The organism is Chitinophaga sp. (assembly GCF_035761305.1).
Lineage (GTDB): Bacteria > Bacteroidota > Bacteroidia > Chitinophagales > Chitinophagaceae > Chitinophaga.
In genome coordinates this window covers 40,891-53,522 of record NZ_DASTRI010000002.1, presented here as the reverse complement: position 1 = coordinate 53,522, position 12,632 = coordinate 40,891, and the positions used below count along the sequence as shown (strand labels likewise).

The window sequence follows — 12,632 nt, the reverse complement described above, 5'->3', positions numbered from 1 at the left end:
AAATACTATACTTACCGGATGTTATTTTTTCAGTTTAAAAATGAATAAAGCGGCACCAATAAACATACGTGTATCTTCATAACGGAACTATTTAGATTTCAGTAAACAGATTTTGGCCAAACAATTTTTTACTAAAGGGTCAAATTAAAACAGGTTTAAGCACGGTTGCAATTTATATCGTTAATATATAGAAAATATTGACACAATTGTTTATTCGTTTAAAAATTAATTCCTGACAATCAATATACAAATAATATATTGATGACTTTTATATATAATGAAGCCCTTTGGTGGTGGGGTGGGTGAGGGGTATGGGATGGAATTAATTGAATAATGTTGCGGGCAGGATAGGGCATTTACCATCGCAGCGTGCTTTGGTATTTAGGGAATATTCTACTATCAGACAATCCCTAAATGCCCCAGCACATGGTTGGTGATCCGGTCGCACTTGGTAAGGTGAAAATTATAAACATGATCTTTCATATAGCTGTTCAGGTTTTCCCTGAGCATTGCCTTTGCCCTGTTCAGGCGTACTTTAACATTGGTTTCTTCAATATCTAAGGAGAGGGAGGTGTCCCTTACAGACAGGTCTTCTATCTCACGCAGCACGAAAACCAGGCGGTATTTCTCCGGCAGCTGGGCAATGGCCAGCTGCAGCATATTATTCAGTTCTCTGCCAGCCAGTTCGTTCTCCGGCGTCTTCATATTTATAAAGTTATCAGGTTGCTCAATATTGGTAAAAACATGCCTGTTTTTCCGTTTCTGTTCGTAACACTGGTTCAGCATGATCCTTGTAAGCCAGGTGGCGAACGAAGAACGTTGCTCAAAGCCGGATAAATGTTCGTAAGCCTTGATATAGGCTGTTTGCATGGCGTCTTCCGCCTCCGCCTCATTATCCAGGATAGACATACCAATGCGGTATAACCGCTGGTTATACTTGCGGATAATCAGCTCAAACAGCCGCTTTTCACCCTTTAGTATTCTTGCAATAAGCTCCTCATCAGGTGACGGCTTTAATGTGGTATTGGGTTGGCCGGTCATATTATTATAGATGCAGTAATTGTTAAAAGGTTACAGATTCCGGAAAACTCACAGTTACAAAGCTTCCGGAGCAGCTTTGTAACCTTTTAATGTATAATTCATCTAAGGGATATATCAAATTTAACTGATTATGGCAACTATTCAGCAATTGCAGAACACTTTAAAGCTCACCTTTGGCATTGTACCTATTGTGGCCGGGCTGGACAAATTTACCAATCTGCTTACCAATTGGGTCGACTATCTGAATAAAGGCATGGTACCGATTGATGCCCTGCTGTTTATGAAAATAGTAGGTGTTATTGAGATCATAGCAGGCATTATTGTGCTGGTGCGGCCGCTCATCGGCGCTTACATTGTAATGGCCTGGCTGATCTGTATTGCCCTGCAGCTACTGGCCGGCGGACATTATCTTGATGTAGCTGTCCGCGACCTGGTAATGGCAATAGGCGCTTATACACTGGCACAGTTAACTAAAATGAGCTTGAAAACAACAGATCATTATGCGGGCAAATCCTGAAGAAGAAATTTTATTAAACGGCGAAAAAACAAATCTCACTACCAGTGAGCAGATTGAAACAATCCGGTATCATTTCAGAAAGATCATGACCGCCCTGGGCCTTGATCTTGAAGACGACAGCCTCAAAGATACGCCGATGAGGGTAGCCAAGATGTTCGTGAATGAGGCTTTTATGGGTTTAAACCCGCTCAATGAGCCGGCAGTTACCTTGTTTGAAAACAAGTTTAAGTATGGCGAAATTGTGCTGGAAAGGGATATTCCCCTGTATTCGTATTGTGAACATCATTTTGTTCCTATTATTGGTAAGGCGCACGTGGCTTATATTTCAAAAGGGGAAGTGATCGGGCTGTCAAAGCTGAACCGGATTGTTCACTATTTTTCCAAACGTCCGCAGGTGCAGGAACGGCTCACTATCCAGATTGCGGAACATTTGAAGAAAGTGATGAATATTGAAGATGTAGCGGTTATTATTAAGGCCGAGCATTTGTGCGTAGCCTCCAGGGGCGTTCACGATACAGGTTGCGCTACGGTTACCACCAGCCTGCATGGCCAGTTCCTTACAGAAAAAAGCAGCAGCCGGCTGTATGCGATGCTGGCGGTTTAACGGGTATTCTACTTTAAATATGCAACACTTATAAAGTCGCGTAATTTCAGTTACGCGGCTTTGTGTTTTTATGTATCTTCGTTATATTATATAAATTATTAATTCAATTCCCTTTACCAATGAAAAAAATCATTTTGTTAGCCTCCCTGTGCCTGGCGGGCGTACAAGCATCTCAAGCCCAGCATTTTAGTCATGGCGTGGGTGTCGGTATTTTCGTAGAGGACGCGGAAATGGCCGATGCCAAAGGTAGCTTTACTTTTACCTACTCACCCCGCTTTAGTTTTGCAGAAACAGACAAAACTTCGTTTTCTATAGGCATCCCGTTAAACGTGGGTTTTTCCGGTTCGTACAATGCTAACTATGACAGTTACTATGGTTACAGCGAAGAGAATACACTGGGCTACATGATAAATGTTCCGCTGATGTTGAATTTTAACATTGGAGCCGGTTCTGCACGCGGCTGCCAGAACAGGATGGGCTACTTTATCGGCGCCGGTTACGCCTATCACGTAGGATCAGTAAATGAAGTGCTGCTGGACGAAAACGGGTATGAGTACCAGGATTCCAATACTGAATACTCAACCGGCTTTGCCGCCAATATCGGTCTTCGTATTGGAGTAGGCTATAAGAAGAAACATAATATAGAAATCAGAACCTCCTACATGAAGGGCGTTACCTCTTATAAACCGAATGTTTTCGGCGTTAACTGCTTGTTTAATTTCTGATTACACATAGCTGCATTAAAAAGGACCGCCTTAGTCATGAGAAGGCGGTCCTTTTTTTATATAAAAGAGGCACGCAGTATTACCGGGCCTTCCTTTTTTACAGGCTGTTACTATTTGGTTTTCTTGGCAATCAGCTTTCCAAGCTCTTTACCTGCTTTCGCATAAGCTTCACCAATACGGGTGGCAGTGTCAAACTGGCCTTTACCGCCTTTTACATCTTCCATGGTGATCTTGCACAGCACTTTCTTCATATCAGCTGAATCATAGATCGTGATCTCAAGGTTCAGCACAGCTGCGCCGGAAGAAATACCAACGTTGTAGCCGGGTTCAATAAATTGGGTGTTTACCACCATCGTATATTTTTCCTTGGTATCTTCTGATAAAGGCCAGCCGGTGTACTTACACAGCAGCTTTATAAATCTTGGCTTGTAGCTTTTCTCTTTGTCGGCCTGCCAGTTCTGTTCCCAGGTTTCGCCGGATCCGGCCTCCTTGGCTTCCTTTTCGGCTTTCTTCCTTTTGATGTAGTTGGCTTCTTTGCCTTCCTTACCAACAGTAAGGTCGTCATAAACAAAGGTTACATTTACGCCGGTGGCGCCTTTCAGAAAATTAAGATTTCCTTTAACAATTTCCTGGGCTTGTAATTTGCCGGTTAAGGCAAGAACTCCTGTGAAGGCAAAAAGTGCGATTAACTTTTTCATAGTGTAAGGGGATAAAATTTATGCTGCAAATATATATAATATATAATATAATATGTTGTTGCGGGAGAAATACTCCCGGATTTCGTTATTTTCAAATTAAAATAAGGCAGCGTTATGGAAAATCAGACTACTGTTTTAGCACCCATGTTATATCTTAAAAACCTGGCCGCTGCTATCGGCTTTTATAAAAACGCATTTGATGCCGTTGAGCAGTGGCATATCAGTAACCCGGATGGCAGCATACATGTTGCTGAAATAACCATTGGCGCCGCCGTACTCCGCATGCATGAAGAAACGGGCAAAGACAATCACCTTAGCCCGGAAACAGCCGGCGGCACCACTGTTGTTATGGGGCTATTGGTGCCCGATCCGGATGCAGTTGCGGCAAAAGCAGCAGCTGCGGGAGCCACTATCGTAAGCCCGGTAAAAGACTATGAATACGGTTACCGGCAGGGCACCATCAAAGACCCCTTCGGGCACCACTGGCAAATTGAAAGAACACCTGCCGAACCGCCGTTAGGCGCGCAATAACGCCACACCCGCCTCAAACCACGCTATTGTTATGGCAGGCGCATCCGGCGCCCGTTATCCCTCATTAAATCTACTAACACATTGCAATCAGCAGTATATTTATTTTAAATAGCGTGAATTTATTCTTTTATCATATATTTATGTGAATGTTGAGAGTAGCAGACCGGTAAACTTGTAATTCCCCATTCTCAAAATAACTTCTATATCTATTTAATTAATGTTAAACCAAAATTTCATGTTCTATGAAAAACAAATCCAGTGCTACAGGCGCTTTGTTTATCCTATTTGTTATAGTTGTACTTGCATACAACTGCGCCAGCAACAACAAAACCAAAAACAACGGCCAGGAGGACGTTGTTCAGAACGAAGCATTTTTAAATCACCGCGATTCAGTACCTTCTAAGCAACAGTATTCCGATTCGTTATTCGTACTTAGCCATGATTATCCAACAGCAGTTACGCCGCTAACCAATACCCCCTGGCAACAGGCATTAAACGGGCAGCCGATCTCCGGGTCAAATGTATTCGCGTACATGGATTCATTGAAAAGCTACATCGCCCCGGATGTGTTGCCCTTTTTCACAAATAATAAAGAATGGAGCGCGGCAAAATATGGCTGGTTCCATGAGCCCTGGCTTGGACTGCAAAGAGAGGCTATCCTGGGAACCTACCTGGGCAACGGCAACCCGGCCAATATGTTTAAGACCTTAAAGGAAGATGAGGCCGGGTATGTGCTTGTTTTGTATGATTCAACAGCAGCATATACGGTTGGGCAGATCTGGGGTAAAACAGGCCAGAAAGTTAACCTGATGGACAATGCCGCACAATTCACAGAAGGCAGTGTTATTGTAAAGCTGGCCTTTTCAAACATCAACTATCCTGAATGGCCCGTGATGGATGGCGCGCAAACCTTCAGCGTTTATGATACTATTCCCACAACGGCCGATCCCCGGCACGGCTACCAGATGCGCAAAGTCAGCTTTTTCCAGATGGATGTAATTGTGAAGGACAGCAAAACGGCGCCTAAAACCGGGTGGGTTTATTCCACTTTTGTATATGATAAAGATGCAAAAGGATCAGCATGGGATAAAATGGTGCCCCTGGGCGCCATGTGGGGCAATGATCCTGATGTAAACAGTCCGCTTACCCCGCCTTATCCCAAATTATATGAAACCGTTATTAACCCTGCCGCACCGGAATACAGTAAAGAAACACTGGGCTGGGGAGGCCGGTTGAGCGGCCCGAATGACGGTGCGGTGGCACAGCAGGCTGTTGATATTAACACGGGTAAAGTGTATAAAAACCTGGCGCTATCTTCCTGTATGAGCTGCCACAGTCCCGCGCAGGACACGCTTAAATCTTTCCTGTTGCCCGGCCCGTTCCCATCAGACACTTTATTTGTTTACACTCCCGGAAGCCCGCAATGGAATTTATGGTTCAGGGATGATTACGGTAATGTGCCTTTTGATTCCGGACAGGTAGCAATGGATTATGATATGGTAATGGCATTTAAATCAGTGCTCGCTTATGAGGCAGCACAGCCATCAGAAAAAAACAAGCTGCTCAGAAGCAAGCTGGAGGCAGTAAGGAAATTCAGGCTGCACAGAACCAGGAGTCAATTCTGGCATTAAAGAACGCCGCGAAAGTAGTGTACCGGGGCTGACCAATGCAGTATTTAAAGCTTTACATTTTACATGCTTTGGGTCAGCCCCTTATTTTATCTTGTTCATAAAATACCTATATTGCGTTAGTACTATCTATCCCCGTTCCACAACGTCCTTTTATTCCAACCCTGTTGAACCCATTGTAACCTCTTTAAAGCAATCGTCATGCTGGTAAGCAACAAGCACTTTACGCCGGTTATTGGCCTGGATATTCACATTGTACTCATATTAGGCGTTCCTGTTCCTTTGCCGCATCCTTACATCGGGTTTGTGGTAGATCCGATGGATTATATACCTTTTGTGGGCGCCACCACAAAAATCAATCATGTGCCCCGCGGTAAAAGCGATACCAGCGGCATCATTATTATACTTTTTCACATTCCCATGGGCGGCCCTTTTCTGCTGGCGCCAATGATCGGTCATGACTCGGTGAACTTCTTCGGCAGCAAGAAAGTGAAGGTAGAAGGTAACCTCATGAGCCCATCGGGGTATATGATGATGACCTGTAACGATATTGGCATGCCGCTGTCTATTAAACCGGGTAAAAAGTTCAAGCCTATTCCCAGCATGTACCTGCCCACTTCCTACTCCATACCGCTTTCCTTTGGCAAGCCGGTAATGGTGGGAGGGCCGTATGTGCCGGATTGGGCCGGCGCTTTGCTCAATATAGTAATGTCTTTTGGTTTTGGCGCGCTTATGAAAGGCCTGGGCGCTGCCGGTAAAAAGCTGGCCACCAAATTTAACCATGCCTTAAAGGGAAAAATAGGCAGCAATAAGCTAAGTAAGTTTTTATGTAATAAAGGGCTTGAGCCGGTTGACCTGGTGCAGGGGATTGTAATGTATGATGGTACTGATTTTGAATTGCCCGGCCCCATTCCCCTGAAATGGACGCGCTCCTGGAACAGCGATAGCAGCTTTAACGGTATTTTAGGCCATGGCACCCACTTTGGCTATGATATGCGCATACAGGAATTTACAGCGGAAAATGCAACGGTGGTGCTGCTGGGCGATGGCCGCAGCGCAGTATTTGAGCCGTTGCCTTATGCAGGCAACACCGATTATAACCGGCATGAGAAATTAACCCTTACCCGTACCGGCCTGGAAGAATACCTGCTGCTGGATCACGCGCAGCAGCTTACATATCACTTCCGTAAGCTGCACCCGTTGGATGAGCAGTACCGTTTGTACGCCATCCGCAATGAAGCGGGCTTTATGATCAGCTTCCACTATAACAGCAAAGGCTGCCTGGTGCAGGTGATAGACAGCGCCGGCCGGCACCTGCAGGTAACCAATGATAGCCAGGGCCGCATGATAAGCGTAACCGCGCAGCACCGCGGCGCGCAGCAGCTGATGGTAAGTTACGCGTACAACAAAGCCGGCGACCTGGAAAGCATTACCGACGCATTGGGTCAAAGTACGTATGTCCAATACCGTAATCACCTGATGATCGCCAAAACCGACCGCAACGGCCAAAGCTTTTACTGGGAGTATGATAATAAAGCCCGCTGTATTCATAGCCGTGGCGACGGGGGCGTTGCAGAGGGCTGGCTGGAATACCATCCGGAGCAGGGATATAACCTGTTCACCAACTCGCTGGGCCACACCACTACCTATTACTACACGCCGGATTTTGTAGTTACACAGGTAAAAGATCCGTTAGGTAACTCAAAATTTTTTGAGTACACAGCCGATTTTGAAATTTACCGAGAGATTGACGAAGAAGCCAACGTAACAGGCTATACCTACGACGAACGCGGAAACCGCACCGGCATTGTAAGGCCCGACGGCAGCATTACTGCATTTAATTATGACACGGCCGGCCGGCTGGTGCTGACTACCAGCCCGCTCGGTGCAAGCCGCACACGCATTTATTATAAAACCGGCAGGCATGCCGGCCTGCTGCATACGGTTACGGAAGCAGACGGCAGCATGCAGGTATTCCGGTATAACGAAAACAATCTCATAAGCAAAATAGAAAATGAAAGCGGGCAGCACCTGTTGCTGGAATATGATACCGATCATAACCTCACCGCGCTTACCCTGCCCAATGGCAACCGTACCTTATGGGAATACAATGCATGGGGTAAATGCATCCGTACCGAAAATCCTTTGCATGAGCAGCAATACCTGCACTATGATGCGCTGGGGCGGCTTACCGAAGTGAAAGAAACAGACGGTAACCACATCTCTTTCCGGTACAATGCCTACGGGAAAATACTGGAAGCCGCCGACCGCACCCAGCATGTAAAGTTCACTTATACCCCATTGGGTAACATAAAGGTGCGGGAAGAAAACGGCTGCAAAGTGCATTTTATATACAACAAGGAGGAACTGCTTACCGGCGTGGTAAATGAGCATGGAGAAACCTACCGCTTTATAAGAAATGACCGCGGCGATATTATCCGGGAAACAGGTTTTGACGGCGCCACCCGCCATTATGAGCGTGATGCGGCCGGCCGCGTTACCAAAGTGCTGCGCCCCAACAACCAGTGGACCACCTATGAATACGACTACAACGGCAACCTTACCCGCGCAGAATACAGCGACGGCTCATGGGAAATATTCAGCTACAACCGCAGCGGGCAGGTAATAGAAGCAATTAACCAGCATAGCACCATTAAGCTGCAGCGCGATGTAATGGGCCTCGTAACAGCGGAAGAGCAGAACGGCTATAAGGTATTGACCCAATATGACCGCCATGGCCGCCGCAGGCAGGTACAAAGCAGCCTGGGCGCTCTGCTGCAGTTTGAGCGGAATAACAATGGCAGTATTACCGGTATGCAGGCCCATGCGCCCGGGCTGGCAAACCCGTGGACATTGCAAATACAGCATAACTCCCTGGACCAGGAAACGGCCTACACCTTTCCCGGCCAGGTACAAAGCCTTTGGAATTATGGTAAAGCCGGCCTGCCTGAAAGCCATATCGTTAAAGTGGCCGACCAGGATATGCAGCGGCAGTACTACCGCTGGGGGCCCGACGAGCACCTGAAACAGCTTATTAACGGGCTTTCCCAGGGCAGTACACAATACCGGCATGATGACAGGGGCCACCTGGTATGGGCGCAATATGAAAACGGCGCGCAGGACTACCGCACGCCGGATAAAGCCGGGAACATTTATAACAGCCCGGATCGTAAAGACCGTGCCTATGGGCCCGGCGGCCGCCTGCTGGAAAAGGAAGGCAGCCGCTATCATTACGATGAAGATGGCAACCTGGTAAGAAAAACAGTGCGGAGCAGTTCCGGTGTAACCGGGGCATGGGAATATGAATGGTACTGCAATGGCATGTTAAAGCAGGTTACCCGTCCGGATGGCAAGCAGGTGACCTTCCGCTACGATCCCTTTGGCCGCCGTATAGAAAAGGAATACAACGGCCGGGTTACCCGCTTTGTATGGGACGGTAATGTGCTGCTGCATGAGTGGCAATATAAATCCGGTGAACGGCCCAGCATTACCATTAACGAATTTGGCGACCTGCAGCAAAGCCATCCCGAGCCTGTGCCGCAGCAAACACTTATTACCTGGGTGTTTGAAGAAAGGAACCAGGCGCCGGTTGCAAAAATACAGCATGGCCGGGCGTATGCTGTTGTAAGAGATCACCTGGGCAGTCCGGCTGCCGCCTTCAACGAAGCCGGGGAGCAGGTATGGGAATGCCGGCTTACCATTTACGGGAAGGTACAAACGAAAACAGGTACGCCGGAATTTATTCCCCTCAGGTTTCCCGGCCAGTATGAGGATGAGGAAACCGGGTTGCACTATAACCGGTTCCGGTACTATGATCCCGGCACCGGCAATTATATATCCCAGGACCCCATAAAGCTGTACAGCAATACGCTGAATGTTTATGGCTATGTACACGATCCGCTAAGCTGGGTTGACCTGCTGGGCCTATTAGGCAGGTTGGGCAGCCTGGCAAAAGAGATAGCCGACTCCGGCGATCACTTCTTTGCACAAAAGCTGCGTACGGTAGCAGTAGGAGAAGACAGTTCAGGCAAGCTTTTCGCCGCCTCCAGCAATGGCCTGGACGCGGGCCAGCGCGCCAAAGCCCTTGAGCTGGGCATTACGCCGCTAAACAGCTCTACGGTAATGGTAGATGGTAAAAACCTGCATGCAGAGGAAGTATTGCTGAAGGAGGTAGATGACCTGAAGGCAGTGGGTACCTGGAAGCGCGCGCCCTGCGGCCCCGATGAGCACAACTGCCTGCAGCAGCTGATTGACAAAGGTGTTAAAATTGAATGCGATTAACTAAATTTCGGTATGGTTTACAATGAGCTTAAAAGCAGCCTTATTAATGCAACATCCGGCTTAACGGCGCAACAGCAAACCCTTTTCTGCATTTACTGTACAGAAAAGATCATTGACCTGTACCGGCCGGTAGTGGATAAATTTGGTTTTGGAGATTACCAACAGGTAAGAAAAATGGCTGATTTTGTTTGGAGCAGCTTACTATCATACACGCCTGAAAATGTTCAGAGAGCCCGCCTGCTCAGGGAGCAGGTGGAGCAGCTGGTGCCCGACGGCGATGAATACCCCGGCCTGGAAAGTGCGCTGGCCATGAATGTTTGCATATGCCTGGATGTATCTTTAGATACCTTTTCCGGCGCTCAGAACAAAGCGCATATAGCAGGACTGTACGTTTATGACACCATTACACAGGTGCTGTTCAGCAAGCTGAAAGATGAAAAGCTGCTGACAGAAGAAGTGCTTACCAGGGTAGATAACATGGTAGCGGTAAAGAATGAAATTGCCGACCAGCAAAGCACATTGCAGTTGATTACCTCTTCCGGCCTGGATCAGCAGCTGGTAAATGTTTTGAGAAACCAGGCAGTAGTGAGAAAGGGCACCATTGAAAATATGGAGGTGAATTAGGCCGGAGGTGGCGGCGCTGCCAGGGACTATTAAAATATCCTGAAATTAATTTATGTTTACGTGGGTTATTTGATGCAGGATATTGGAGTCTAACGCTTTTTCATATCAGGAACATGAGCTGATCCGTCGCTTTACAACCGGTGATGAGGAGGCTTTTACGCAGATCTACGACCAGTTTTATTTTCTCATTTACCAGTACGCCCGCCGCTGGCTGCCCGGGAAACAGGATGCGGAAGACATTACCGCCGATACTTTTGTGAAGCTGTTCCAGCACCGGGAACAGTTCGGGAATATGGAGCATATTATTGGCTTTCTGAAAGTTACCTGCCGCAACGCCTGTATCAATTACCTGAAGCACCTGCAGGTAAGAACCGATAAACAGGCCGTTTTGCTGCACCGGCTTTCCATGCAGGAAACACCTGATTTTGACTGGGCGGAAACCCAGGAAGTGTTTTTTAAACTGGTATATGCCGAAGTAGAAAAGCTGCCGTCTAAAATGAAGGAAATTTTCCTGCTTTCTTACCGCGACGGGCTGAAGCCCGCCGAAATAGCGCAACGCCTGCACCTCAAAGTGCGCACGGTCAGCAACCAGAAAGCAAATGCCATCCGTATATTAAAGGCAGCACTGGCGCAGTCACCCCTCTTGCTTGCCTGGCTGCTTTTACTGGACTGATATTTTTTTCACGCGCAGTACCTGTATTTTACCATTCTGCATTTTTTTCAAAAATCCTGTGATTTTCCTGGTCAGTTTTAATGGTCCGGTTGTATAGTTATTGAAACAGGGCATTATGGCTGATCAACATCTTACCGCGCAGCTGCTGTATAAGCATTTGCAGGGAACGCTTACCGGGCAGGAACAAAAGCAGCTGGAACAGTGGCTGCAGGCTTCAGCAGAGAACCGGCTTTTGCTGGAAGAGCTGGAGCATGGCGAAACGCTTGCCAGCCGGTTAGCGGAGTTTCACCCGGATAATAAAACGGCCCTGCGGAACCGTATACTGCAGCAGGTAGGCCAGGCCACTGACATGGAGCCCGAAGCCAGGCAGCCTGCCCGCATCCGCCCCCTGTATAAATGGGGATGGGCGGCGGCAGCCGTGTTGCTGCTGGCAGCAGGCGCTTACCTGTGGGTACAACCCGGAAAAAAGGCGGCTAAAGTAGCCGCTGTTCAGCATGAGATATTGCCCGGCAGGGACCGCGCGGTGCTTACCCTGGCAAATGGCGCTGCTATTACGCTCGACAGCGCCGGCAACCAGGTGATCAGGCAGGCAGGCGCCGCCATTCAGCAGCAGGGCGGCCAGCTCACGTATGCTACGCAGGGCGGTAACTTTCCCGCGGCATATAATGTTTTGTCAACGCCCCGTGGCGGCCAGTTCAGGGTTACTTTGCCGGATGGCACCAGGGTATGGCTGAACGCCGCATCTTCCCTGCGTTATCCCACTGCTTTTACCGGTACGGAAAGAAAAGTGGAGCTTACCGGGGAAGCATACTTTGAAGTAGCAAAAAATACCCGCATGCCCTTCAGGGTAAGCGTGGGCAACAGGGCGGCAATAGAGGTGCTGGGCACGCAGTTTAACGTGAATGCCTATGAAGATGAAAGCAGGATCAATACAACGCTGCTGCAGGGAAAAGTGAAGGTGGCGGCCGGCGGCGCGCAGCAGGCGGTGTTAATGCCGGGCCAGCAGGCGCAGATAACCGGCCGGCACGCGGGTATTATAATTGTCAGCAACGCTGATGTAGATAAGGCTTTAGCCTGGAAAAACGGCCTTTTCAATTTTGAGGGGGCTACGCTCGAAGAAGTAATGAAACAGCTGGAACGTTGGTATGATATAGAGGTTATCTATGAAAAAGGCATCCCTGACATTGCGTTCGGCGGCAAAATGACACGGGATATTCCGTTGAACGGCGTATTGATTGCGCTGGAAAAATCAAAAGTGCATTTTAGAGTGGAAGGACGCAGGTTAATAGTGCTTCCATAAAACCAACCAA

Annotated in this window: 11 protein-coding genes; 9 read left to right on the top strand and 2 right to left on the bottom strand. The window is 47.9% G+C overall.

What is annotated here, in order from left to right:
- Positions 1–399: 399 nt before the first annotated feature.
- Positions 400–1,041, bottom strand: a complete 642-nt coding sequence (locus VFS25_RS00640; RefSeq protein ID WP_326460173.1) for a sigma-70 family RNA polymerase sigma factor — start codon at positions 1,039–1,041, stop codon at positions 400–402.
- Positions 1,042–1,171: 130 nt separating this feature from the next.
- Here VFS25_RS00640 and VFS25_RS00635 point away from each other — a divergent pair, with 130 nt between their 5' ends.
- The 3 genes from VFS25_RS00635 (at position 1,172) to VFS25_RS00625 (ending at position 2,887) form a co-directional block, all read left to right on the top strand.
- Positions 1,172–1,558, top strand: coding sequence for a hypothetical protein (locus VFS25_RS00635; protein WP_326460172.1), 387 nt, complete (start codon positions 1,172–1,174; stop codon positions 1,556–1,558).
- Positions 1,542–2,162, top strand: a complete 621-nt coding sequence (gene folE, locus VFS25_RS00630) for a GTP cyclohydrolase I FolE (RefSeq protein WP_326460171.1) — start codon at positions 1,542–1,544, stop codon at positions 2,160–2,162. Before VFS25_RS00635 ends, folE begins: the two co-directional genes overlap by 17 nt.
- Before the next feature lie 119 nt (positions 2,163–2,281).
- On the top strand, positions 2,282–2,887 hold the full coding sequence (locus VFS25_RS00625; RefSeq protein WP_326460170.1) for an outer membrane beta-barrel protein: 606 nt from the start codon (positions 2,282–2,284) through the stop codon (positions 2,885–2,887).
- Between the two features lie 110 nt (positions 2,888–2,997).
- Here VFS25_RS00625 and VFS25_RS00620 read toward each other — a convergent pair whose 3' ends face one another.
- Positions 2,998–3,585: a hypothetical protein gene (locus VFS25_RS00620; protein ID WP_326460169.1), complete on the bottom strand. Its 588-nt coding sequence runs from the start codon at positions 3,583–3,585 to the stop codon at positions 2,998–3,000.
- A gap of 114 nt (positions 3,586–3,699) precedes the next feature.
- Between VFS25_RS00620 and VFS25_RS00615 the strand changes: the two genes are divergently transcribed.
- The 6 genes from VFS25_RS00615 to VFS25_RS00590 all read left to right on the top strand — a co-directional run bounded on the left by VFS25_RS00615 (position 3,700) and on the right by VFS25_RS00590 (position 12,622).
- A complete protein-coding gene (locus VFS25_RS00615) occupies positions 3,700–4,116 on the top strand; it encodes a VOC family protein (RefSeq protein ID WP_326460168.1) in 417 nt (138 codons plus the stop codon).
- A 533-nt stretch (positions 4,117–4,649) separates the two neighbouring features.
- The gene (locus VFS25_RS00610) at positions 4,650–5,747 is read left to right on the top strand and encodes a hypothetical protein (protein WP_326460167.1); all 1,098 of its coding nucleotides are present in this window, start codon (positions 4,650–4,652) and stop codon (positions 5,745–5,747) included.
- Between the two features lie 198 nt (positions 5,748–5,945).
- Positions 5,946–10,025: an RHS repeat-associated core domain-containing protein gene (locus VFS25_RS00605; protein ID WP_326460166.1), complete on the top strand. Its 4,080-nt coding sequence runs from the start codon at positions 5,946–5,948 to the stop codon at positions 10,023–10,025.
- Between the two features lie 12 nt (positions 10,026–10,037).
- Positions 10,038–10,649, top strand: a complete 612-nt coding sequence (locus VFS25_RS00600; protein WP_326460165.1) for a DUF416 family protein — start codon at positions 10,038–10,040, stop codon at positions 10,647–10,649.
- Positions 10,650–10,731: 82 nt separating this feature from the next.
- A complete protein-coding gene (locus VFS25_RS00595) occupies positions 10,732–11,322 on the top strand; it encodes an RNA polymerase sigma factor (protein ID WP_326460164.1) in 591 nt (196 codons plus the stop codon).
- Positions 11,323–11,437: 115 nt separating this feature from the next.
- Positions 11,438–12,622: a FecR family protein gene (locus tag VFS25_RS00590; protein WP_326460163.1), complete on the top strand. Its 1,185-nt coding sequence runs from the start codon at positions 11,438–11,440 to the stop codon at positions 12,620–12,622.
- Positions 12,623–12,632 lie beyond the last annotated feature (10 nt).

Excerpts from the sequence above, each read along its gene's own strand:
- VFS25_RS00590 (WP_326460163.1), top strand. The coding sequence starts at position 11,438 with ATGGCTGATCAACATCTTACCGCGCAGCTGCTGTATAAGCATTTGCAG.
- folE (WP_326460171.1), top strand. The coding sequence starts at position 1,542 with ATGCGGGCAAATCCTGAAGAAGAAATTTTATTAAACGGCGAAAAAACA.
- VFS25_RS00610 (WP_326460167.1), top strand. The coding sequence starts at position 4,650 with ATGGATTCATTGAAAAGCTACATCGCCCCGGATGTGTTGCCCTTTTTC.
- VFS25_RS00625 (WP_326460170.1), top strand. The coding sequence starts at position 2,282 with ATGAAAAAAATCATTTTGTTAGCCTCCCTGTGCCTGGCGGGCGTACAA.
- VFS25_RS00620 (WP_326460169.1), bottom strand. The coding sequence starts at position 3,585 with ATGAAAAAGTTAATCGCACTTTTTGCCTTCACAGGAGTTCTTGCCTTA.
- VFS25_RS00615 (WP_326460168.1), top strand. The coding sequence starts at position 3,700 with ATGGAAAATCAGACTACTGTTTTAGCACCCATGTTATATCTTAAAAAC.
- VFS25_RS00600 (WP_326460165.1), top strand. The coding sequence starts at position 10,038 with ATGGTTTACAATGAGCTTAAAAGCAGCCTTATTAATGCAACATCCGGC.
- VFS25_RS00640 (WP_326460173.1), bottom strand. The coding sequence starts at position 1,041 with ATGACCGGCCAACCCAATACCACATTAAAGCCGTCACCTGATGAGGAG.
- VFS25_RS00635 (WP_326460172.1), top strand. The coding sequence starts at position 1,172 with ATGGCAACTATTCAGCAATTGCAGAACACTTTAAAGCTCACCTTTGGC.
- VFS25_RS00605 (WP_326460166.1), top strand. The coding sequence starts at position 5,946 with ATGCTGGTAAGCAACAAGCACTTTACGCCGGTTATTGGCCTGGATATT.